Here is a 21,784-nt window from a genome sequence, read left to right on the forward strand (position 1 = left end):
CGAGGCCGTTCAGGCCGAAGCGGGGGTCTGGGGGCGGCAGCCCCCAGGACCGGGGTCGAAGGGGCGGCAGCCCCTGGGGAGGGGACGGGTAAGGGCGGCGGGGGCGAGACAACCCGGCGTTCACCCCAGCGCCCGCTCCCCCCGCCAGGGCAACTCCGCAGTCACCCGCGTAGGCCCCCCCACCGGCGAGTCCACGACCAAGATCCCATCCACCGCGTCCAACCGCTCCGCAAGCCCCCCCAGCCCCGACCCGCCGGAGGCATCCGCACCCCCCACCCCGTTGTCCGCAACCTGCACCATCAGCCGATCGTCCACCCGCCACACATCCACCGCGGCCCACGTCCCCCGCGCATGCTTACTGATGTTCTGCAAAAGCTCCGACACCGTGAAGTAGACGATCCCTTCGATGGCCGGCGCCGGCCGCTCCGCCAGATCCACCTCCACCTGCACCGGCACAGTGCACCGCGAGGCGACGGCAGACAGCGCCGCATCCAGCCCCCGATCCGTCAGCACCGCCGGATGAATCCCCCGCGCCAGATCCCGCAGCTCCTGCAGCGCCGTCTTCACCTCACCGTGCGCCTCGTCCACCATTCGCGCCGCCGCCTGCGGATCCTCCGTCAGCTTCTCCTTCGCCAGCCCCAGATCCATCGCGAGCGCCACCAGCCGAGCCTGCGCGCCGTCATGCAGATCCCGCTCGATCCGCCGCAGATCCGCAGCCGCCGTATCGACCACGACCCCCCGGTCGGACTCCAGCTCCACCACCCGCGCCGACAACCGCGACGGCCCGAGCAGCCCATGCACCATCACCCGGTCCACCATCGTCAGCGCTCGCACGATCCACGGCGTGGCCAGCGTGAACAACAGCCCCACCAACGCCGCGACGGTGATCTCGAACGGGTTGTCGAGATAGATGCTGTGCTGTGCGTCGCCGTAGAGCTGAAGCCCGCCCTGGCCGCCGTACAACGGGAAGAGCCAGAACCACAGCGGATACGTCAGCAACGCCCATCCGTACGCCCAGAAGTTCACGGCGACCACGAACGAGAACACCGACCAGGGGAACTGCAGCAGCGCGTACAGCAGGGTCCGCCACGACGTGCCGCTCTTCAGCACGGCCCCCATCCAGGCCATCAGCCCGGGCTTGCGCATCCGCAGCGGCTCCGGGTCGGCGACCTCGAGACCCAGCAGCCCCCGCGCCCGCGCCCGCTCCAACGCGCCGACCCCCCGGCACCCGGCCAGCCCCAGCGCGAGCACCGGAATCCCCAGGAAGGTGACCAGGAGCCCCGCGCCGAGCGCCAGCATGGTGACGGCGTAGACGAACAGCGTGACGCCGATCGGCAGGCTCAGCAGCACATAGGCGAACTCCCGCCAACTGCGCGCCTCGAACGGCGCCCGCAGCCCCGCCGGCAGCCGGTGCCGCCGCTCACCCCCGTGCTCGGGGTACCCGAACCCGGTCCCGTAGCCCTCTCCGTACTCCGTGGCCATCGGCGTCGTCCGTTTCTACTCGTCCCGCCCTCTTCGACGGCTGTCCTGCCGTACCTCCACACTCCTTGGCCGCAGCTCCGCGAACCATGGAGTCCGTCGGCGTCTTGGCAGGGGGGTTTTCCCTACCCCGCGGCCTGTCCTTCGCCCACGGGCCGGTCCCGCCACGGCAGTTCGGCCGTCACGGTCGTCGGCCCGCCCTGCGGCGAGTCGATGACGAAGAGGCCGTCGACCGCGTCCAGCCGGTCGGCGAGCCCCTGCATACCGGTGCCGCCGTCCAGCCGCGCCCCGCCGCGGCCGTCGTCCTCGACCTGGATGAGCAGCCGGCTCTCCGCCCGCCACACCTCCACGGACGCGTTTCTCGCCCCGCTGTGCTTGCTGATGTTCTGCAGCAGCTCGGAGACGGTGAAGTAGGCGATGCCCTCGATGGCCGCGGCGGGCCGGGAACCGAGGTCGACGGTCACCTTCACGGGCACGGTGCAGCGGGAGGCGACGGCCGACAGCGCCGCGTCCAGCCCCCGGTCCGTCAGTACGGCGGGATGGATGCCACGCGCCAGATCCCGCAGCTCCTGGAGCGCCAGCTTCACCTCGCCGTGCGCCTCGGCGACCATCTCCGCCGCCGCATCGGGGTCCTCGAGCAGTTTCTCCTTGGCCAGACCCAGCCCCATCGCGAGGTTCACCAGACGGGCCTGCGCCCCGTCGTGCAGGTCGCGCTCGATCCGCCGTAGATCCGCGTTGGCGGTGTCGACCACCACCCCCCGGTCGGACTCCAGTTCGGCGATACGGCGCTCCAGCTCGTCCGAGGGCGACAGCAGGCCCCGCACCATCGCCCGGTCCGCGTTGGCGAGCCCTCGTGCGATGAACGGCAGCACCGGCCACAGCACGAACAGCGAGGTCAGCGTCACGACGAAGGTGAGGATGCCCCAGGGCAGCCGGATGAAGTCGTACAGGACCGTCCGCCAGGCCACCGGGTCCTTCAGCGTCATCCACAGCCGTTGCAGGTAACCGGTGCTGTGTCTGGGCAGCGGGCTCGGCTCGTCGATCCGCACCCCGAGCAGCTTCCGGGCCCGCGCCCGCTCCATCCGGCCCAGCAGCCGCGAACCGGCGAGCCCGGCCGCCAGCAGCGGGAAGCCGATCACCGTGACGGCCAGCCAGAAGCCGGTGAACAGCACCGTCACGACATAGACGAACCCGAGCAGCCCCACCGGAAGGTTCACCAGGAGATGCGCGATCTCCTTCCAGGTGTGCCGGTCGTAGGCGAAACGGGCGGGTGGCGGGCTGTCGTCGTCTCCCACCGGCACCCCGGTCGGGCGCCAGAGTCGTTCGTTGCGCTCGGTGCGTTCGGTCATATGGGCTAGCGTGCCGCGCGCCGGGCGCGGGCGCCATGAGGCCGGCCGCCGCCGTCTGCTGGGGAAAACCCCACCCCCACGTCCTGAACTGCGTCTCGAACCACGTCTCGAGCGGATCTCAAGGCGTGACGGGCTGCTTACCGTCCCTTTATCAGGGCCTAGACTCCCGTTGCGTACAGATCGTCGAACCACAGCGTTCATCAGGGTCGCAGGGACGCAGGGCGCAGGGCGTTCATCAGGGTCGCAGGGAGTGAGGGGTACGGGCGTGCGGGAACCGACCGTCGTCGATCCGGCCGTGGTCGTCGCGGCGGACTACTTCCAGTCGTACTCGGTCGTCGGGCTGCTGGCCGTCGTCGGCGTGCTGTTCGTGGCCGTGGCCTTCGGCGCGGGCCGCCTGCTGCGCCCGGTGGTCCCGACCCCCGAGAAACTCCTGACGTACGAGTGCGGAGTCGACCCCGTCGGCGAGGGCTGGGCCCACACCCAGGTCCGCTACTACGTCTACGCCTTCCTCTACGTCGTCTTCGCCGTCGACTCGATCTTCCTGTTCCCCTGGGCGACCGTCTTCGCCGCCCCCGGCTACGGCGCCACGACCCTCGTCGAGATGTTCGTCTTCCTCGGCTTCCTGGCCGTGGGCCTGCTGTACGCATACAAGAAGGGCGTCCTGGCATGGACGTGACGCCAGAAGTGAATGCGCCGGAGCCTGTTCTGCTGCCGGAGCCGAAGAGGCTGGGCGCGCTGTCCCGCCTGGCCCCCGAGCCGATGAAGGTGGTCCTGAACTGGGGCCGCCGGTATTCGTTGTGGGTCTTCAACTTCGGGCTCGCCTGCTGCGCGATCGAGTTCATCGCCGCGTCGATGGCCCGCCACGACTTCATCCGCCTGGGCGTGATCCCCTTCGCCCCGGGCCCACGCCAGGCCGACCTGATGGTCGTCTCCGGCACGGTCACGGACAAGATGGCCCCGGCCGTGAAGCGCCTCTACGAACAGATGCCCGAGCCGAAATACGTCATCTCGTTCGGCGCGTGCAGCAACTGCGGCGGCCCGTACTGGGACTCGTATTCGGTGACGAAGGGCGTGGACCAGATCATCCCGGTCGACGTGTACGTCCCCGGGTGCCCGCCGCGCCCCGAGGCCCTGCTCCAGGGAATCCTCAAGCTCCAGGAGAAGATCGCCCAGGAGTCGCTGGGGGAGCGGTACGGAAACGGTGCCGCCCGTCCCTCGGCCACGGCTCTGCAGAGCGGCTTGGTGAAGCCACCGGTGCCCGGTTCGGCCGGTTCCGCTCCGGAGGAGGACCGATGAGCGGCACGATCGGCTGGCTCCCGGCCCCCGCCGACGAGTTGTTCGGTACGGAGGCCACGGCCGAGGAGTCGTACGAGGTCCTGACGGTCGACGTGCCCCCGACCTCCTGGCTCACCGCGCTCAAGACGGCTCGTGACCGCCTGAGCTGCACCTACTTCGACTGGCTGAGCGCGGTCGACGAACCGGGCACGGGCTTCCGCGTCTCGGCCCACGTCGTCGCCCTGGCCCCGGTCAGGCGTCTGTTGCTCCGCACCACGGTCCCGCACGAGGCACCGACCCTGCCGACCGCGGTCGGCGTCTACGCGGGCGCGGCCTGGCACGAACGCGAGACCCACGAAATGTTCGGCGTCCACTTCGAAGGCCACCCGTCCCTGGACCACCTCCTCCTCCCGGAGACCTTCGAGGGCCACCCCCTCCGCAAGGACTTCGTCCTGGCGGCTCGCGTCGCCAAGTCCTGGCCCGGGGCCAAGGAACCGGGCGAGTCCGACCACGGCGGCCCCAAACGCCGCCAAATGCTCCCCCCAGGAGTCCCCGACCCCAACGAATGGGGCCCCTTGAAGGGCCAACTCCCTCCGGCCCCGACCCGCCCTGCCCGAGCGACGGGCCGGGCGGCGGGGGACCGCCCTGCACGCGCGGCCGGGGAACGTCCGGTACGACGCGCCCGTACAGCGGCAGAGGGCTCGGCGAGCCAGACGGAGGCTGCGACGCCCGGGACACCTGCGGCGCCCGACGCACCTCCGGGTGCGAGGCCGCGGCGTGCGCGTTCGGCGGCGGAGGGGTCGGTGAGCCAGACGTCGGCTCCCGCGCAAGCGGAGACACCACCGGAAGCAGAGGCACCGGCACGGCTGCGCCGCGCCCGAACGGCCGCCCAGGGCTCGGCGAGCCAGCAGGCGGTCCCCCGGACACCCGGCAGCCCGGACGCGCCGTGGCATCACGCCCGGCCTGCCTTCGAGGAATCGGATGCCAAGCCGGATTCCGAGCGCGGCCACGATGGTTCGGAGGGCGAGCCGACTTCGAAGGGCGAGCCGGATTCGCCAAGCGAGCCGGATTCCCCCGACAAGCCGCGGTCGGAGGGTGACCTTCGGCCGGAGGGTGAGCCGAGCCCGCAAGGCAGCTCGCAGTCGGCGCCCGGAACCGGCCCCGAGCAGGCATCTCCGACGCAGCAGCCCCCCACTTCCGACCCTGAGACCGACTCCCCCCAGCCCCCCGAGGACCCCGCAGGAGGCCCGCAGTGACCGACGCTCTCGACGTCGCCCTGCGACTCCTGATCGTCTTCGTCGTCTTCCTCACCTTCCCCCTGATCGTGGGCCAGACCGAGCACAAGGTCATGGCCCATATGCAGGGCCGCCTCGGCCCGATGTACGCCGGCGGCTTCCACGGCTGGGCCCAACTCGTCGCCGACGGCGTGAAGTTCGCCCAGAAGGAAGATGTCGTACCCGCCGGCGCGGACCGCCGTATCTTCCAGCTCGCCCCCGCCGTCGCCCTCCTCCCGTATCTCCTGGTCCTCGTCGCCATCCCCATCGGCCCCGACGAGGGCGCCGTCGGCCAGGTACTGGACGCGGGCATCTTCTTCGTGCTCGCGGTGATGGGCGTCGGCGTCCTCGGCTCCCTCATGGCCGGCTGGGCCTCCGCCAACAAGTTCTCCCTCCTCGGCGGCCTCCGCACCGCCGCCCAGCTCCTCGCCTACGAACTCCCGATGCTCCTGGCCGCCGCCTCCGTCGCGATGGCCGCCGGCACCGTCTCCCTCCCCGGCATCCTCGACGCCTTCGAGTGGTGGTGGCTGCCCTGGCAGATCGTCGGCGCGATCGTCTTCTTCGTCGCGGGTCTGGCCGAACTCCAGCGGCCCCCCTTCGACATGCCCGTCGCCGACTCGGAGATCATCTTCGGCGCGTACACCGAGTACACCGGCCTGCGCTTCGCCCTGTTCCTCCTCGCCGAGTACGCCGGAATCATCGTCCTGTGCGGCCTGACCACCGTCCTGTTCCTGGGCGGCTGGCACGGCCCCTGGGGCGCCGACGGCCTCGGCTGGGTCTGGACCCTGCTGAAGACGGCCGTCCTCGCCTTCGTCGTCATCTGGCTCCGCGTCACGTACCCCCGCTTGCGCGAGGACCAGCTCCAGAAACTCTCCTGGACCCTCCTCGTCCCTCTCTCCCTCGCCCAGATCGCCCTCACCGGCATCGTCAAGGTGGTGATCCAGTAACCATGGCCCCCATCCCCGGCTCCGGCCTCGCCAAAGGCCTGGCCGTCACCCTCCGCACGATGACGAAGAAGTCGGTCACCGAGCAGTACCCGGACGTCCAGCCCGACCTACCGCCCCGCACCCGCGGTGTCATCGGCCTGTTCGAGGAGAACTGCACGGTCTGCATGCTGTGCGCCCGGGAGTGCCCGGACTGGTGCATCTACATCGACTCCCACAAGGAGACGATCCCGGCGGCGACGCCCGGCGGCCGCGAGCGCAGCCGCAACGTCCTCGACCGCTTCGCCATCGACTTCGCCCTGTGCATGTACTGCGGTATCTGCATCGAGGTCTGTCCTTTCGACGCCCTGTTCTGGTCCCCGGAGTTCGAGTACGCCGAGACCGACATCCACGAACTCACCCACGAGCGGGACAAGCTCCGCGAGTGGATGTGGACGGTTCCTGCCCCGCCCGCCCTCGACCCCGGCGCGGAGGAACCCAAGGAGATCGCCGCCGCCCGCAAGACCGCCGAGAAGCTGGCGACCGCGCAGGCCGCGCAGGCCGAGCCGCCCGCGCAGGCCGATCCGACCAAGCCTCCGGCGGGGCCGACCGACCCGCAGTCCGGGCCGACCGCACTCGAGGGAGGCACGTCGTGACCCTCGCCGCAGCCGCCGCGACAGCGACCCATGCCACGTGGGCCCACACGACAACCGCTCACGCCACGGCGACCACCGCCGCCGCCCAGACCCACGGCTTCCTCTCCCCGACCGGCGTCGAGATCGCCTTCCTCCTCGTCGGTCTGGCCACCTTCGGCGCCGCGCTGGTCACCGTCACCACCCGGCAGCTGGTGCACGCCGCCCTGTGGCTGGTGGTCACCCTCGGCGGCCTCGCCGTCGAGTACCTCCTGCTCACCGCCGAGTTCATCGCCTGGGTGCAGGTGCTCATCTACGTCGGTTCCGTCGTCGTCCTCCTTCTGTTCGGTCTGATGCTCACCAAAGCTCCCATCGGCCGCTCCCCGGACGCCGACTCCGGCAACCGCTGGGCCGCCCTCACGGTCGCCGTCGCCGCAGCCACCGCCCTGGTCTGGGTCGTCGTCGACGCCTTCCGCGCCACCTGGATCGATCTGGACGGGCCGGCCGCCGGATCCACCGCCGTCACCGGAGCGAGCCTCTTCCAGAACTGGGTCCTTCCCTTCGAGGCCCTCTCCGTCCTCCTCCTGGCGGCACTGGTCGGCGCGATCGTCCTGTCCCGCAAGGCGAAGGCGGAGTTGAGCTCTCCCCCTGTGAACTCCCGGGCCACGACCGGTGGTTCCCCATCCGTCCCGGATTCCCGTAATCACCCGATCGAGGGAAATAGCCCGGTCGAGGGAACCAGCCCGGCCCAGCAGGAAGGCGCCCGCTGATGCACCTCGCCTATCCCGCCGTCCTGGCCGCCCTCCTCTTCTGCACGGGCCTGTACGGAGTCCTCGCCCGCCGCAACGCGATCCTCGTCCTGATGTCGGTCGAGCTGATGCTCAACGCCGTCAACCTGAACCTGGTCGCCTTCGACGTCTGGCTCAGCAAGGCCGCCCGGGACACCCTGCACTCCGGCCAGGCCCTGACCCTGTTCACCATCGCCATCGCCGCCGCCGAGATCGGCATCGGCCTGGCGATCGTCCTGGCCGTCTACCGCAACCGCGGCACCTCGGACATCGACAAGCTCCGCGACACCGCGGAGGGCCACGAGTCGGACGGCCCCGACAGCGACGCCCTCACGGCCGGGCCGGCCGACGGGGCCGGGAAGGCTGAGGCCACCGCGTGACCACGACCACCCTCGCCGTCCTCGTCCCGCTCCTGCCCTTCCTGGGAGCGGCCGTCGGCCTGCTGCTCGGCCGCACGGCACCCGGCTTCGTCCGCCCGCTCGCCGTCCTGCCGACCCTGACGGCCCTGGTCCTGGCCGCGGTCGTCGCCGTACGCCAAGGCGGCGACCAGGCCATCAACGCCCACACCGAACTGACCCCCACCGGCTCGGTCCCCATCGAACTCGCCCTCCACATCGACGGCTTCGCCGCCCTCGTCGCCGTCCTGGTCGGCGTCGTCGCCTCCTGCGTGCAGATCTACTCGACCGGCTACCTGCGCGACGACCCGCGCTACCCCTCGTACGCCGCGCTCGTCTCCCTCTTCACCTCCGCGATGCTGCTCGTCGTCTACTCCGGCGACCTGATCGTGCTGCTGGTCGGCTGGGAGATCATGGGCATCTGCTCGTACTTCCTGGTCGGCCACTACTGGGAGACCCCGGAGGCTCGCGCCGCCTCCATCAAGGCCTTCCTGGTGACCAAGCTCGGTGACGTCCCCTTCCTGATCGGTCTGTTCGCCCTCGCCACCGACGCCGGCTCCTTCCGCATCACGAAGATCCTCGGCGCCGTCGCGAACGGCGGACTCGACCACCCCACGCTCATCGCGCTGCTGCTCCTGGCCGGTGCGGCGGGCAAGTCGGCGCAGTTCCCGCTGCACACCTGGCTCCCCGACGCGATGGCAGGTCCGACACCCGTCTCCGCGCTGATCCACGCCGCGACGATGGTCGCCGCCGGTGTCTACTTCATCGCCCGTCTCCTCCCGGTGTTCGAGTCCTCGCAGGCCGCGATGGTGGTCCTCGCCGTCATGGCCGCCGTCACGATGCTCGGCTCGGGCCTCGCCGCGCTCGCCCAGGACGACATCAAGCGCGTCCTCGCCTACTCGACCATCGGCCAGCTCGGCTACATGACCGGCGCCCTCGCCGTCGGCGACCGTGGTGCCGCCGTCTTCCACCTCCTCACGCACGGCGCCTTCAAGGCCCTGCTGTTCCTCGCGGCCGGCGTGATCATCCACGCCGCCGGCACCAACTCGCTGGCCGCCATGTCCCGCATGGGCCACCTGCGCGACCGCGTCCCCGACGCCTACTGGACGATGACCGTGGCGCTCCTCGCGCTCGCCGCGATCCCGCCCTTCAGCGGCTTCTTCTCCAAGGAGTCCGTCCTCGGCGCCGCCGAACACGTCGTCACCGGCCACACCGAGCACGCCCCCGGCGCCGCCGGCTGGATCACTCTCGTCGCCGGCCTGCTCACCGCCGTACTCACCGCCGGGTACGCGATGCGCCTGTGGCTGCTGGCCTTCCACGGCCGGGGCGCCGAAGCCCCCGACCACGGCCGCCAGCCGCTCACCATGACCGTCGTCCTGTGGGTGCTCGCCGTCCCGTCCCTCGCCCTCGGCGGGTTCGCCTTCCGCGTGCTGCCCGACTGGTTCGACGGCCGTGACCTCACCCCGACGCTCACGACATCCGTGGTCGGTACGGGCGCCGCCCTGGTCGGCGCCCTCGTCACCTATGCCGCCTGGCGCCACACCACCACGCTCGCGGCCCGCGCCCCGCTGGGTGCGGTCGCGGCCCACCCGGAGGGCGATGCCGCCCAGGTCGAGGCCGAGGCCATCGCCAGCCATGCGCCCGTGTACGGGGGAGTGGCCTACGCGCCCGACCCCGCCGACCCCGGACGACTGCTGCTCGGCCCGCTGCACCGGCACGCGGCCGTCGGCTTCCACCTCGACGCCGTGTACGCGGCCCTGTTCGTCCGCCCGGTCCAGGCCGGGGCGAGTCTCGTCCGGTTCCTGGACCGCGAGGTCGTCGAGACCTACGTACGCGGTGCGGGCGCCCTACCCCGCCTGCTCGGGGCCGCCGTACGGCGCGCCCAGACCGGCAATGTGCAGACCTATGTGAGCGCGCTGCTCGCCGGCACCGTCGTCCTGGCGGTCGCCGCCCTCCTCGTCGCCACGGGAGCGTGAGCAGGCGTGATCGATATCAGCGAGTCCGTGATGCAGTTCCTTCTGGCGTTCGTCGTCGTCGCACCGCTCCTCGGCGCGGTCGCCGCTCTCCTGCCCGCCCCGCCCGGTCTGAAGGGGAAGTCGCCCGAACAGGCCGTGCTCCGCCACGGCGTGACCGTGACCGGCGCGGTCCTCATCGCCGCGATCGTCCTCACACTCGGCTTCGACCACGACCACCCGTCGAAGATGCAGGCCACGACCGACATCAGCTGGATCCCCGCGCTCGACGTGCGCATCCACCTCGGCATCGACGGCATCTCCCTCCCCCTTCTGGTCCTGACCGCGCTGCTGACCTTCCTCTGCGCGCTCTACTCGTACTTCAAGATGCCTGCGGGCCCGACCCCGAAGGCCTTCGTCGCACTGCTGCTGGTCCTCGAATCCGGCACGCTCGCGAGCTTCGCCGTCCTCGATCTGCTGCTGTTCTTCCTCGCGTTCGAGATGGTCCTCATCCCGATGTACTTCCTCATCGCCCGCTGGGGCGGCGAGGGCAGGACCCAGGCCGCCTGGCGATTCATCCTCTACACGCTGCTCGGTTCGGTCGTCATGCTGCTCGGCCTGCTCCTGATCGGGATCAAGGCCGGCACCTTCGACATGGTGGCACTCGCCACTGACAACGGCCGGTCGCTGACCGCATCCGTGCAGGTCATCGCCGTTCTTGCGATCGGGATCGGGCTCGCGGTCAAGACGCCGATGTGGCCGCTGCACAGCTGGCTGCCCGACGCCCACACCGCCGCGCCGACCGTCGGTTCGGTCCTGCTGGCAGGCGTCCTGCTGAAGATGGGTACGTACGGGTTCATCCGGATCCTCCTCCCTGTCGCGCCGGACGGCTTCCGTACCTTCGCGCCGTACCTCGCCGCCTTCGCCGTCGTCGGGATCATCTACGGATCCCTGGCCTGCCTGGCCCTGGCCAAGCAGGGCGCGAAGGGCGACCTCAAGCGCCTCATCGCCTACTCCTCCGTCGGCCACATGGGCTTCGTCCTGCTCGGCATCGCGACCATGACCCCGACCGGCGTCAACGGCGCCCTGTTCGCCAACATCGCCCACGGCCTCATCACCGGCCTCCTCTTCTTCCTGGTCGGTGCGCTGAAGGACCGCACGGGCACCACCGACCTCGACACCCTCGCCGAGGAGACCGGAGCCGCCCTCTACGGCAAGGCCCCGCGCCTCGGCGGCCTGCTCGCCTTCGGCGCGGTCGCCTCGCTCGGCCTCCCGGGCCTCGCCGGATTCTGGGGCGAGATGCTGGCCCTGTTCGGCGCGTTCAAGCCCGCCGCCGACCTCAGCCGTCCGGCGTTCCTCACCTTCATGGCGATCGCCGCCTTCGGCACCCTCCTCACGGCCGCGTACATGCTCGTCGTGGTCCGCCGCGTGTGCATGGGCGCCGTACCGCAGGAAGCGCCGCAACTCGCCGACGTCCACACGTACGAGTTCGTGGCCTGGACCCCGCTCGTCGCCCTCACCGTCCTCGCCGGGCTGTGGCCCAAGGCCCTCCTCGGCCTGACCGACCCGGCCGTGCAGCAGCTCCTCGCAGGAGGCACCCGATGAGCTCCCCGGCCCAGCCGCTGGCCGAGAACCTCGTCCAGTCCGTCGACTGGCTCGCCATCGCGCCCCCCACCCTCGCGGCGGTCGTCGGACTCGTCGTCCTCGTCGCCGACCTGTTCGTCGGTGAGGCCAAGAAGGCGCTCCTCGGCTGGGTCTCAGTGGCAGGACTCGCCGCCTCCGCGCTCCTCCTGCTGCCCCTCGTGGACGACGACCGCAGCACCTTCTGCGTGAACGGCACGCACGCGTGCAGCTACACCGCGGACCGCTTCACCCTGGTCATCCAGTTCCTGGTCCTCGGCGGCGCACTCCTCGCCGCCCTCCTGTCGGTGACCGCCCTCAAGGACGCCGACAAACAACTCCCCGAAGGGGAGTACTGGTTCCTCCTGCTCTCCTCCGCGGCCGGCGCCGCCCTTCTGCCCGCCTCTCGCGACCTCGCGACCCTGATCGTCGCCCTGGAAGTCGCCTCCCTGCCCGCCTTCGCCCTCGTCGGCATCCGGCACGGCGACAAGAAGTCCTCCGAAGCGGCCCTGAAATTCTTCCTGTCGTCGGTCACCGCGACCGCCGTCAGCCTCATGGGCATCAGCTTCGTGTACGCCTGCACCGGCACCCTGTACCTCACCCAGGTCGCCGAACGCATCCAGCACGTCGACGGCCAGCTCCACACCCTCGCCCAGACCGGCGTCGTCCTCACCCTCGTCGGCTTCGCCTTCAAGACGGCCGCCGTGCCCTTCCACTTCTGGGTGCCCGACACCTACGTAGGCGCGCCGCTCCCGATCGCCGCCTACCTGTCGGTCGTCGGCAAGGCCGTCGGCTTCTCAGGCCTGATCCTCGTCACCGTCGTCGCGTTCCCGTCGTACGCCGATGTCTGGGGCCCCGCGCTGGCGGCGCTGGCCGCGCTCACCATGACCGTCGGCAACGTCGGCGCCCTGCGCCAGCAGGCCACGCGCGCGTACAGCGCGGTACGCCTCCTCGCATGGTCCTCGGTGGGCCAGGCCGGCTACCTCCTCGTACCGATCGCCGCGGCCGCCTACTCCGACGACGCCGAGCGCTCCATCGGCTCCACGGTCGCGTACGCCCTCATGTACGCCGCCGTGAACCTGGGCGCCTTCGCGGTGGCCGCGCTCGTGGGCCGCACGAACGCCACCAACCGCATCACGGACTACCGCGGCCTGTACGCGAAGAACCCCCTCGCCGCTCTCCTCCTGGCCTTCTTCCTGCTCTGCCTGGCCGGACTGCCGCCGGGCATCATCGGCCTGTTCGCCAAGGTCACCGTGTTCTCGACGGCCGTCGACGCCGGCCTCGGCTGGCTGGCCGTCGTCATGGCCGCAAACGTCGTCATCGCGCTCTTCTACTACCTCCAGTGGACGGCCCTGCTGTTCCGCGCCCCCGAGGGCGAGCCCGTCAAGCACCGCCTCCCCGCGCCCCTCACGGCGGCGATCGCCGTCACCGGCGTGCTCGGCGTCGCGCTGTCCGGAGCCCCTCAGCTGGTCCTGCGGTTCGCCGACACCGGCCTGTTCTGAGCGAGCGCCCCCGGCCGTCACCCCGACGGCCGAGGCATGCCGCCGTACGCACAAGGGAACTAGTGACCCTCGCCTGGCGTTGAGCAGGACGGGAAGGTCCACTGGACGTGACACCACGGCACCAGCGGCACCGGAGACAGCAAACAAGATCCAGCAAGCAAAGGGTTCCCCTGCTGCACCACTTGGAGGGCGTACCGTGCACCGCCGGCACAACGGGCTAAGGACCGCAGTACTCCTCGGAGGACTGTCCGCCCTCATCATCGTCATCGGCAGTTTCTTCGGCCGTATGGGGCTCGTCGTCGCGGTTCTCATCGCACTGGGCACGAACGCGTACGCCTACTGGAACAGCGACAAACTGGCGCTACGCGCGATGCGTGCCCGCCCGGTCAGCGAGTTCGAGGCCCCCGCCCTCTACCGCATGGTCCGCGACCTCTCCACCCAGGCCCGCCAGCCCATGCCCCGCCTCTACATCTCGCCGACGGAGGCGCCCAACGCCTTCGCCACCGGCCGTAACCCGCGCAACGCCGCGGTGTGCTGCACGGAAGGCATCCTGCGCCTCCTGGACGAGCGCGAACTGCGCGGCGTCATCGGCCACGAGCTCAGTCACGTCTACAACCGCGACATCCTCATCTCGTCGGTCGCCGGCGCCCTCGCCTCGGTGATCATGTTCCTGGTCAACTTCGCCTGGCTGATCCCGATCGGCCGCTCGGACGACGATGACGGCCCCGGCATCCTCGGCATGCTGCTCATCATGATCCTCGGCCCGCTCGCGGCCAGCCTCATCCAACTGGCCATCAGTCGCTCGCGAGAGTACGAGGCCGACTCCTCAGGCGCCCAGCTGACCGGCGACCCGCTCGCTCTCGCCAGCGCCCTGCGCAAGCTGGAGACGGGCACCAAGCAGCTGCCGCTGCCGCCCGAGCCGCGCATCGAGACGGCGAGCCATATGATGATCGCGAACCCCTTCCGTCCAGGTCAGGGACTCTCCAAGATGTTCTCGACGCATCCGCCGATGGCAGACCGCATTGCCCGGCTCGAGAAGATGGCAGGTCGCCCCCAGTGAAAACCATCCTGAACGTCATTTGGCTCGTCCTCAGCGGCTTCTGGCTGTTCCTCGGATACCTCGCCGCCGGCGTCGTGCTCTGCATCACCATTATCGGAATCCCGTTCGGCATCGCGGCCTTTCGTATCGGCGTCTACGCCCTGTGGCCCTTCGGGTACACGACGATCGAGCGCCGGGACGCGGGCGCGCCCTCCTGTATCGGCAACGTGCTGTGGCTGGTCCTCGCGGGCTGGTGGCTGGCGCTCACGCACATCGTCACGGGCATTGCGCTGTGCATCACCATCATCGGAATCCCGTTCGGCATCGCCAACTTCAAACTGATTCCGGTCTCACTGCTGCCGCTCGGCCGCGAGATCGTACGGACGGACGAGCCGTTCGCGGCGCGCTGACGTCGCCCGTCACCGCAGTACATGTGGCCCGGTCGGAGGGCGCGGCGGCTTCCGCCCGCACCCCGTCCGGGCCACCGTGTTTTCCACAACCCGGCGGTTGTCCACAGGCCGGCCCGATTGTCAGTGGCGCCTTGCATCATGAATCCATGACCGAGAACGAGCAGTTGCTGGCACGGGTCGCGGCCAAGGCGCGCAACACCCGTCCGTGGGGTTGGACTTCCCTCCCCGAGCCTGTCGACGCGGCCACCCTGACCCGCGCCGAGGCAACCCTCGGCTTCGCCCTGCCGCCGCTGCTCGCCGACCTCTACCTGCGGATAGGGGACGGCGGATTCGGCCCGGAGTACGGTCTGTTGTCCCTGCTCGACAGCCCGCCCGCCGGCGAGCCCGCCGCCGTCGTGCAGTACCTCGCCAACCGCGAGAGCGGCCGCAGGGACCCGGACTGGCCCTGGCCCGAGGGCGTCCTCCCGATATCGCACTGGGGCTGCGCCATGTACGCGTGCGTGGACAGCCATTCCCCGGAAGCGACGGTCCTGCTCTTCGAGCCGAACGCCGGCGAGGCCGCTCACGCCTGGTACGTCGACGCGCCGAGCCTGGCGGACTGGCTGCACACCTGGCTCGACGGCACGGGCTGGTACGAGGAGACCAACGAGGGCATGGACCTGGCCCCTTGGGACGACTTCGGCATACGTACGGCAGAGGCGCGCGCGTCCTGACGCTGTCGGCGAGCGAGAGGGTGCTTCAACCGGCGACGCGCCCCATGCCGGCGCCGACCTTCTCGTACGAACACCGCGCCTGTGCGCACCGCGCCCGCTACTGCCCAGTGGCCTGCCGCCCCGTCACCCACTGCCGCACCCCGTACGCCACCACCCCCACCACCAGCACCCCCGCGCCCGCGACCATCGAAATCCCCGGCAGCGAGAACGCCAGCACCACGCACCCGACCAGCCCCACTGCCGGCAGCACCCGCGCCGCGGGAGCCGAACTCAGTGTCCAGGCCGAGGCGTTGGCCACGGCGTAGTACGCGAGCACACCGAAGGAGGAGAACCCGATCGCGCCCCGTACGTCCACCGTGGCGGCCAGGGCGGCGACCGCTGCGCCCACGGCCAGTTCGGCATGGTGCGGCACCTGGAAACGTGGATGCACGGCCGACAGCGCGCTGGGCAGATGCCGGTCGCGGGCCATGGCCAGCGTCGTCCGGGAGACGCCCAGGATCAGCGCGAGCAGCGAGCCCAGCGCGGCCACGGCCGCCCCGACCCGTACCACCGGCACCAGCCCCGGCACCCCGGCCGCCCGCACCGCGTCGGCCAGCGGAGCACCGGCGCGCCCCAGACCACCGGCTCCCAGCACGGAAAGGACGGCCACCGCCACACACACGTACACGGCGAGCGCGATGCCCAGAGCCAGCGGGATCGCGCGGGGGATGGTGCGCGCAGGATCGCGTACCTCCTCGCCGAGGGTCGCGATGCGCGCGTACCCGGCGAAGGCGAAGAACAGCAGACCGCCCGCCTGCAGCACGCCGCCCGCGCCCCCGGAGGCCCCGATGTCCAGGCGCCCGGCCTCGGACGCCCCCGACCCCAGACACACGACCACCACGGAAGCGAGGACAGCCAGCACCACCGCCACGATCACCCGGGTCAGCCAGGCGGACTTCTGGATGCCGCCGTAGTTCACCGCGGTCAGCGCCACGACGGCCGCGACCGCCACGGCATGCGCCTGCCCCGGCCAGACGTACGCGCCCACGGTGAGCGCCATCGCCGCACAGGAGGCCGTCTTACCGACCACGAACGACCAGCCCGCGAGATAACCCCAGAACGCCCCGAGCCGTTCGCGCCCGTACACGTACGTGCCGCCGGAGGCCGGATACAGCGCGGCCAGACGGGCCGACGACGTGGCGTTGCAGTAGGCGACCACGGCGGCGACCGCGAGGCCGAGCAGCAGTCCGGAGCCGGCCGCGCGCGCCGCGGGCCCCAGGGCGGCGAAGATCCCGGCCCCGATCATCGAGCCGAGCCCGACGACCACGGCGTCGCCGACGCCGAGTGTGCGTCGCAGTTCGGAGGCGGAACCGGGGGACTGTGGCATGGCCCGCACCCTACTGACCGCTGCAACCGAGGAGCCTCACCATGACGTCCTCTTCATCAACAGAGCATGAACAAGCGCGCGGCGAGCCGGTCTCAGAGCCGAGCGGCACGTGGCGCGCACCACAGACGCACGTCGCGCGACGTACAGCCTGTCCGCACCGAACTCACACCATCCGGACAGTGCAAGCACAGCGCGGGAGGGCAGGTTCACGGCATGACGATCATCAGCTGGATCATCCTGGGGCTGCTGGCCGGGGCCATCGCCAAGTTCCTGCTCCCAGGACGCGACCCGGGCGGCTTCATCGGCACGACACTCATCGGCGTCGCGGGCGCGTTCATCGGCGGCTGGATCTCGGCGCGCTTCCTGGACCACCCGATCACCAAGCACTTCTACGACGGCGCGACCTGGGCGGCGGCCATCGGCGGCTCGCTGGTCCTGCTGATCGCCTACCGCATCCTGTTCGGCAACTCGCGCAACTGACCGAGCGCGCGACCTGGTACGACCGCGCACACTCCTGGACCGCAGCCAGCAGGAGAGAAGGGTGGGCACCGACGGGTGCCCACCCTTCCTCGTACCGCCACCACGACCGTGAGTGGGTGCTCCCGGGCTTACCGGTAGTTCACGAACTGGAGCGCGAAGTCGAAGTCCTTGCCCTTCAACAGGGCGATCACGGCTTGCAGGTCGTCGCGGCTCTTGGAGCTGACGCGCAGTTCGTCGCCCTGCACCTGAGCCTTCACCCCCTTGGGACCCTCATCGCGGATGATCTTCGCCACCTTCTTCGCGTTCTCCTGGGAGATGCCCTCCTCGATGGACGCGAAGATCTTGTACTCCTTGCCGGACAGCTGGGGCTCGCCCGCGTCCAGCGCCTTCAGCGAGATACCGCGCTTGATCAGCTTGGACTGGAAGACGTCGAGGACGGCCTTGACGCGGTCCTCGGAGTTCGCCTCCATCAGGATCTTCTCGCCGGACCACGAGATCGAGGCACCCACGCCCTTGAAGTCGTAGCGCTGCGAGATCTCCTTGGCGGCCTGGTTGAGGGCGTTGTCGACCTCCTGCCGCTCGACCTTCGAGACGATGTCGAAACTGGAGTCGGCCATGTCCTGTGGCTCCTTGTATCGGGGTGCTTGTGGGGTGCGTATCGGCGGGCGTGGGGGTGGCCGCCGAGCCCGGCGTGGAACCCGGGCCGCATCCGGACAAGCCTAGCCACCCGCGGTCCCTCGGGCGCAGATCAATCGGGTGGCGAAGCACCCCTCCGCATCGGGTATTGTTTACGTCGTTGCCAGGGAGCACCGCCGAAAAGCGGTTCGAACGGCAGCAACCCCGGCGGTGTGCCCGAGCGGCCAAAGGGAGCAGACTGTAAATCTGCCGGCTCAGCCTTCCCAGGTTCGAATCCTGGCGCCGCCACGCTGAGAAAGACCCCCTCCGAACTGCGAAAACGTAGAGCGGAGGGGGTCTCTTCGTGCTTCGGGACGATCTTCGAGTGGACTCGAAACTGGGTGGCTTGTCTCACGCTGTGACGCGTGGATCCCGAGGCTGATCAGGGTTTCCGGGCCATACGCGGGCCAACCCGGGAGACCTCGACGTGGGTGTACCTGATGCGCCACGACCTCTCCGACCTCCTCCGGATGCGCGGCTGGCAGGTGTCCTTCTACCTGTTGCCGCCGAACCGTCAGGAGACGGTCATCCAGCGCGTCCTGGTCCGGCATGGCGTCGACCGCGATGAAGTCGGACTCCTCGCCGCCGACATGGGCAGGGCGATCAAGCGCCTTGATGAAGGCGGCCCTCGCGACGCGAACCGCGCCGGCTTCCACCGCTGACGGCCATGACGGGGCGTGTCGGCCGCCGGGCAGAGTCCCGGACATCACGCTGTTCAAGAGGCAGATGGCAGGCGGAGCCGAAGTCCCTTGCTCCCGCAAGCGCGTCCTGCCCGCCGACTTCCTGAGCCACGATTCAAGTTCCGCCGACAGACGGTCGTACGGGTTCAGCAACGGCTGTCCGCACGCGACTGGACGGGCACGGTTGCTGAGGTTTCTGGACCTCGCTGCTGTACAGCAGGAACAGGTTCACTCGGGGCTGCGTCTGATGCGCGCGCCGCGAAAGGTCCCCCAAATGGGTTGCAGGAGGCGCATTGGACGGCGTTCAGAGCGTTTCCGAATTCTTCAGCGGTGATAGTGAACAGCGGCTCTGCGGATGCGAAGCCCGAGCCCACCCGGTGGGCCCGAAACCTGCGTGAGCACGACCTGCGTATGCCCATGGTGACGTGATGAAAAGACCCCGGCAGGCCGACCGCTTCCGCGTGCCGCGCCGTCGACTGTTGCTGTCAGTGGTCCGATCCGCGGTGACCGTGATCCTGTGGGTGTTTGTCTATTACCTGGCGCCGCTGGACCGTGGGCTTGACATCGCGACAGCGATTGCGCTGGCCGTAAGTCTCGTGCTCTTCGCAGGCGTGATCGTCTGGCAGGTCCGGACTGTCATGAAATCCGTGTATCCCCGGCTGCGCGCCATCGAGACGCTGGCCACCGCCGGGCCGATCTTCCTGATCATCTTCTCGGCAGCGTATGTGCTTCTGTCCGAGAACCAAGCAGACTCGTTTTCGGAGACGCTGGGGCGCACTGATGCCTTGTATTTCACCGTCACCGTGTTCGCAACGGTCGGCTTCGGGGACATCGTCCCCGTGACCGGGACGGCACGGGTCGTGACCATGATGCAGATGCTGTGCGACGTCGTTCTGGTGGGAATGATCGCGCGGATTCTTCTCGGCGCGGTCAGGATCGCAGAAGATGCCCGGTCTGCCGGCTCCGGCGAGCCTCCGGGCTCGGAAGAACCCAGTTAGTCGAGGTCGACGTGTCGGAGTGACACCCATGGGCGGCGTTGAAATGCCTGCATGGGAACGCCGTGCCAAGCTCGGAACTACGCCACTCCCGCCGGGTGGCGGGGCTTTCCAGGTTCGCTGAAGGCAGTCGGTGCGGCCACAACGGGTCCGCGTCGCCCCCGGACCCCTTGACGCTTCTTCGAAGCCGCGCGTACCTGGTGCTTCTGTTGTTGGCCGCGCTGATCGGCGTGCCGGTGTCCGCGGCGGCATCCAACGGGGCGAACCACCTCGCATCCCGACCAACGACCCAGGACGCCGTACACGATCAGGGGGCATCGCCAAGGGAGCCGTCGAGCATGGTCTGGACGACGCCGTCTGCAGGCCCTGGCTGAGCATGCACGTGTCCGTGGAGATGTGCCCGGGATGCGCCCTGTGCGCGCAGCGGACAGCTTGGCCCAAGTCGTGGGGAGCACCGTCCGGAGATAGGTTGTAAGTGGATGGGCCTATTTCATTCGGCAGGCCGGAGCAACACCGTCCGCTGTGGCCGCGCCCCGGCCGATTCCGCACTCCACGTCAACGGCAGGCCCACGGCCTGGGCAATTTCTATGCCGATGGCGCGAGCTTGGTCCCGAGTATCGGAACAGCCGATCCGTTCAGTCGGCCATGTCCGACGCGCTGCGCGTCGGACCGCACATCGTGGAGCGTCCGCAATGAACGACAACCATCTCTCCGGCGACGAGACACGGCACCTCACACCGCAGGAGCGGGTCGCCCGTGGCAAGGCCGCGCGGGGCGACGTACCCCGGTCCAGCCACGCCGAGTTCAGGCCCCCGCCGAAGCGCACGGACCCTGTGGAGATCATCGAGAAGCAGTCCGCGACGCGGGTGCCGGAACTCGTGCCGATCCGCTACGGCAGGATGAGTGAGGCACCGTTCCGCTTCTATCGCGGGGCCGCCGCCATCATGGCCGCGGACCTCGCGGAGACACCGCGCAGCGGGCTCAGGGTGCAGTGCTGCGGCGACGCGCACATGCTGAACTTCCGATTGCTGGCCTCTCCGGAACGCCGCCTGATGTTCGACATCAACGATTTCGACGAGACACTGCCCGGTCCGTGGGAGTGGGACGTCAAGCGGCTGTCCGCCAGCCTGGTCATCGCGGGCCGGGCCAACGGCTTCAGCGCCAAGGAGCGGGCGTCGGTGGTGCGGGCGGCCGTACGGTCGTACCGGGAACGGATGCGGGCCTTCGCCGGGATGGGCAATCTCGACGTCTGGTACGCCCGCTTCGACGCGGACGAGCTGCAGGAGCAGTTCGCCCCGGTACTGAGCGCCGGGGAGCGCGACGCCTGGGAACACGCCCGGGAGCGGGCACGTGCGCATGACACGCTGCAGGCCTTCGACAAGCTCACGCACGTCCTCGACGGACGGCGTCGGATCGCTCCCGATCCTCCGCTGCTGATGCGGCTCCAGGATCTGCTGCCGGACGCCGAACGCGGCAGGCTGGAGCAGGAGATCAGCCGGCTGATCGAGCGCTACGGCCGGACCCTGTCGACGGACCGCCGGTTCCTGCTGGAGAGCTACCGCCTTGCCGACATCGCCCGCAAGGTCGTCGGCGTGGGCAGTGTGGGAACCCGCTGCTGGATCATCCTGCTGCTCGGCAAGGACGACCAGGATCCCCTGTTCCTCCAGGCCAAGGAGGCCGACGAGTCGGTTCTGGCGCCTTACGTCGGAGGCAGCGCGTTCAGCACGCAGGGCGAGCGCGTCGTCGCCGGCCAACGGCTCATGCAGGCCACCAGCGACATCTTCCTGGGCTGGGAACGCGTCACGGGCATGGACGGCAAGCGGCGGGACTTCTACATACGCCAGCTGCGGGACTGGAAAGGCATCGCTGTGGCCGAGAACATGTCGCCGAAGAGGATGGGCCTGTTCGGCCGGCTGTGCGGTGCCACGCTGGCCCGCGCCCACGCCAGGTCCGGGGACCGCATCGCCATCGCCTCCTACCTGGGCGGCGGCGACGTCTTCGACCGCGCGCTGGCGACGTTCGCCGAGCTGTACGCGGACCAGAACGAGAAGGACCACCAGGCCCTGGTCGATGCCATCCAAGCCGGACGGGTCCCGGCCGAAGCGGCCTGACGGCTGCGGGATCACACACGAGTCCGGCATACGGCCGGACTCGTGTGTGATCCCGCACCTTTGCGATGGCATCGGTGACCCGGCGGTGGTCAAGGCGTACGGTGACCCAACGCGTTCCCGACCCGG

21 protein-coding genes and 1 tRNA gene are annotated in these 21,784 nt (G+C 69.9%); 18 read left to right on the forward strand and 4 right to left on the reverse strand.

Translation table 11 applies throughout. From position 1 onward, the window contains the following. Window positions 1–120 precede the first annotated feature (120 nt). Entirely contained in the window at window positions 121–1,482 is a 1,362-nt protein-coding gene (locus tag ACWC09_RS45755; protein ID WP_450857406.1) for a sensor histidine kinase, read from the reverse strand. A gap of 122 nt (window positions 1,483–1,604) precedes the next feature. Further along, entirely contained in the window at window positions 1,605–2,828 is a 1,224-nt protein-coding gene (locus ACWC09_RS45760; protein ID WP_450857408.1) for a sensor histidine kinase, read from the reverse strand. 265 nt (window positions 2,829–3,093) lie between these two features. Between ACWC09_RS45760 and ACWC09_RS45765 the strand changes: the two genes are divergently transcribed. The 13 genes from ACWC09_RS45765 to ACWC09_RS45825 all read left to right on the forward strand — a co-directional run bounded on the left by ACWC09_RS45765 (window position 3,094) and on the right by ACWC09_RS45825 (window position 15,351). Then, window positions 3,094–3,504, forward strand: a complete 411-nt coding sequence (locus ACWC09_RS45765) for an NADH-quinone oxidoreductase subunit A (RefSeq protein WP_356355884.1) — start codon at window positions 3,094–3,096, stop codon at window positions 3,502–3,504. Next, complete coding sequence (locus ACWC09_RS45770; RefSeq protein WP_450857410.1) at window positions 3,495–4,124, forward strand: NADH-quinone oxidoreductase subunit B; 630 nt, start codon at window positions 3,495–3,497, stop codon at window positions 4,122–4,124. Before ACWC09_RS45765 ends, ACWC09_RS45770 begins: the two co-directional genes overlap by 10 nt. Continuing rightward, entirely contained in the window at window positions 4,121–5,359 is a 1,239-nt protein-coding gene (locus ACWC09_RS45775) for an NADH-quinone oxidoreductase subunit C (protein WP_450857412.1), read from the forward strand. Before ACWC09_RS45770 ends, ACWC09_RS45775 begins: the two co-directional genes overlap by 4 nt. Next, a complete protein-coding gene (locus ACWC09_RS45780; RefSeq protein ID WP_450857414.1) occupies window positions 5,356–6,324 on the forward strand; it encodes a complex I subunit 1/NuoH family protein in 969 nt (322 codons plus the stop codon). Before ACWC09_RS45775 ends, ACWC09_RS45780 begins: the two co-directional genes overlap by 4 nt. Window positions 6,325–6,326: 2 nt before the next feature. Then, a complete protein-coding gene (locus ACWC09_RS45785; protein WP_450857416.1) occupies window positions 6,327–6,956 on the forward strand; it encodes a NuoI/complex I 23 kDa subunit family protein in 630 nt (209 codons plus the stop codon). Further along, entirely contained in the window at window positions 6,953–7,702 is a 750-nt protein-coding gene (locus tag ACWC09_RS45790; RefSeq protein WP_450857418.1) for an NADH-quinone oxidoreductase subunit J family protein, read from the forward strand. The genes ACWC09_RS45785 and ACWC09_RS45790 overlap by 4 nt, the downstream gene beginning before the upstream one ends. Continuing rightward, the gene (gene nuoK / locus ACWC09_RS45795; protein ID WP_450857420.1) at window positions 7,702–8,100 is read left to right on the forward strand and encodes an NADH-quinone oxidoreductase subunit NuoK; all 399 of its coding nucleotides are present in this window, start codon (window positions 7,702–7,704) and stop codon (window positions 8,098–8,100) included. The genes ACWC09_RS45790 and nuoK overlap by 1 nt, the downstream gene beginning before the upstream one ends. Beyond that, window positions 8,097–10,091 (forward strand): NADH-quinone oxidoreductase subunit 5 family protein, encoded by a 1,995-nt coding sequence (locus tag ACWC09_RS45800; RefSeq protein ID WP_450857422.1) that lies wholly within the window; start codon window positions 8,097–8,099, stop codon window positions 10,089–10,091. Before nuoK ends, ACWC09_RS45800 begins: the two co-directional genes overlap by 4 nt. Window positions 10,092–10,097: 6 nt before the next feature. Then, on the forward strand, window positions 10,098–11,672 hold the full coding sequence (locus ACWC09_RS45805; protein ID WP_450857423.1) for an NADH-quinone oxidoreductase subunit M: 1,575 nt from the start codon (window positions 10,098–10,100) through the stop codon (window positions 11,670–11,672). Next, window positions 11,669–13,189, forward strand: coding sequence for an NADH-quinone oxidoreductase subunit N (locus tag ACWC09_RS45810; RefSeq protein ID WP_450857424.1), 1,521 nt, complete (start codon window positions 11,669–11,671; stop codon window positions 13,187–13,189). Before ACWC09_RS45805 ends, ACWC09_RS45810 begins: the two co-directional genes overlap by 4 nt. Before the next feature lie 196 nt (window positions 13,190–13,385). Further along, window positions 13,386–14,249, forward strand: a complete 864-nt coding sequence (gene htpX, locus ACWC09_RS45815; protein WP_450857426.1) for a zinc metalloprotease HtpX — start codon at window positions 13,386–13,388, stop codon at window positions 14,247–14,249. Further along, window positions 14,246–14,638 carry a YccF domain-containing protein gene (locus tag ACWC09_RS45820; RefSeq protein ID WP_450857428.1) on the forward strand — a complete coding sequence of 131 codons (393 nt, stop codon included), beginning with the start codon at window positions 14,246–14,248 and terminating at the stop codon, window positions 14,636–14,638. Before htpX ends, ACWC09_RS45820 begins: the two co-directional genes overlap by 4 nt. Window positions 14,639–14,784: 146 nt before the next feature. Then, complete coding sequence (locus ACWC09_RS45825) at window positions 14,785–15,351, forward strand: SMI1/KNR4 family protein (RefSeq protein WP_450857430.1); 567 nt, start codon at window positions 14,785–14,787, stop codon at window positions 15,349–15,351. Between the two features lie 97 nt (window positions 15,352–15,448). Here the strand turns inward: ACWC09_RS45825 and ACWC09_RS45830 are convergent, their stop codons facing one another. Continuing rightward, the gene (locus ACWC09_RS45830) at window positions 15,449–16,717 is read right to left on the reverse strand and encodes an APC family permease (protein ID WP_450857432.1); all 1,269 of its coding nucleotides are present in this window, start codon (window positions 16,715–16,717) and stop codon (window positions 15,449–15,451) included. 213 nt (window positions 16,718–16,930) lie between these two features. Here ACWC09_RS45830 and ACWC09_RS45835 point away from each other — a divergent pair, with 213 nt between their 5' ends. After that, on the forward strand, window positions 16,931–17,197 hold the full coding sequence (locus ACWC09_RS45835) for a GlsB/YeaQ/YmgE family stress response membrane protein (RefSeq protein WP_450857434.1): 267 nt from the start codon (window positions 16,931–16,933) through the stop codon (window positions 17,195–17,197). Window positions 17,198–17,325: 128 nt separating this feature from the next. Here ACWC09_RS45835 and ACWC09_RS45840 read toward each other — a convergent pair whose 3' ends face one another. Further along, window positions 17,326–17,814, reverse strand: a complete 489-nt coding sequence (locus ACWC09_RS45840; RefSeq protein ID WP_030174428.1) for a YajQ family cyclic di-GMP-binding protein — start codon at window positions 17,812–17,814, stop codon at window positions 17,326–17,328. Between the two features lie 225 nt (window positions 17,815–18,039). Here ACWC09_RS45840 and ACWC09_RS45845 point away from each other — a divergent pair. The 4 genes from ACWC09_RS45845 (at window position 18,040) to ACWC09_RS45860 (ending at window position 21,658) form a co-directional block, all read left to right on the forward strand. Next, window positions 18,040–18,121: transfer RNA gene (locus ACWC09_RS45845), tRNA-Tyr, on the forward strand. Between the two features lie 116 nt (window positions 18,122–18,237). Beyond that, complete coding sequence (locus ACWC09_RS45850; protein ID WP_450857435.1) at window positions 18,238–18,534, forward strand: hypothetical protein; 297 nt, start codon at window positions 18,238–18,240, stop codon at window positions 18,532–18,534. 446 nt (window positions 18,535–18,980) lie between these two features. Further along, window positions 18,981–19,550, forward strand: a complete 570-nt coding sequence (locus ACWC09_RS45855) for a potassium channel family protein (protein ID WP_450857436.1) — start codon at window positions 18,981–18,983, stop codon at window positions 19,548–19,550. A 689-nt stretch (window positions 19,551–20,239) separates the two neighbouring features. Beyond that, a complete protein-coding gene (locus ACWC09_RS45860) occupies window positions 20,240–21,658 on the forward strand; it encodes a DUF2252 domain-containing protein (RefSeq protein ID WP_450857438.1) in 1,419 nt (472 codons plus the stop codon). Window positions 21,659–21,784 lie beyond the last annotated feature (126 nt).

This window comes from Streptomyces sp. NPDC001617, from assembly GCF_053596855.1.

What these genes read in the sequence shown, in the direction of transcription:
- ACWC09_RS45810 (WP_450857424.1), top strand. Translation starts at nt 11,669, where the DNA reads ATGAGCTCCCCGGCCCAGCCGCTGGCCGAGAACCTCGTCCAGTCCGTC.
- ACWC09_RS45825 (WP_450857430.1), top strand. Translation starts at nt 14,785, where the DNA reads ATGACCGAGAACGAGCAGTTGCTGGCACGGGTCGCGGCCAAGGCGCGC.
- ACWC09_RS45775 (WP_450857412.1), top strand. Translation starts at nt 4,121, where the DNA reads ATGAGCGGCACGATCGGCTGGCTCCCGGCCCCCGCCGACGAGTTGTTC.
- nuoK (WP_450857420.1), top strand. Translation starts at nt 7,702, where the DNA reads ATGCACCTCGCCTATCCCGCCGTCCTGGCCGCCCTCCTCTTCTGCACG.
- ACWC09_RS45860 (WP_450857438.1), top strand. Translation starts at nt 20,240, where the DNA reads ATGAACGACAACCATCTCTCCGGCGACGAGACACGGCACCTCACACCG.
- ACWC09_RS45855 (WP_450857436.1), top strand. Translation starts at nt 18,981, where the DNA reads ATGAAAAGACCCCGGCAGGCCGACCGCTTCCGCGTGCCGCGCCGTCGA.
- ACWC09_RS45835 (WP_450857434.1), top strand. Translation starts at nt 16,931, where the DNA reads ATGACGATCATCAGCTGGATCATCCTGGGGCTGCTGGCCGGGGCCATC.
- ACWC09_RS45770 (WP_450857410.1), top strand. Translation starts at nt 3,495, where the DNA reads ATGGACGTGACGCCAGAAGTGAATGCGCCGGAGCCTGTTCTGCTGCCG.
- ACWC09_RS45785 (WP_450857416.1), top strand. Translation starts at nt 6,327, where the DNA reads ATGGCCCCCATCCCCGGCTCCGGCCTCGCCAAAGGCCTGGCCGTCACC.
- ACWC09_RS45760 (WP_450857408.1), bottom strand. Translation starts at nt 2,828, where the DNA reads ATGACCGAACGCACCGAGCGCAACGAACGACTCTGGCGCCCGACCGGG.
- ACWC09_RS45755 (WP_450857406.1), bottom strand. Translation starts at nt 1,482, where the DNA reads ATGGCCACGGAGTACGGAGAGGGCTACGGGACCGGGTTCGGGTACCCC.
- ACWC09_RS45840 (WP_030174428.1), bottom strand. Translation starts at nt 17,814, where the DNA reads ATGGCCGACTCCAGTTTCGACATCGTCTCGAAGGTCGAGCGGCAGGAG.
- ACWC09_RS45830 (WP_450857432.1), bottom strand. Translation starts at nt 16,717, where the DNA reads ATGCCACAGTCCCCCGGTTCCGCCTCCGAACTGCGACGCACACTCGGC.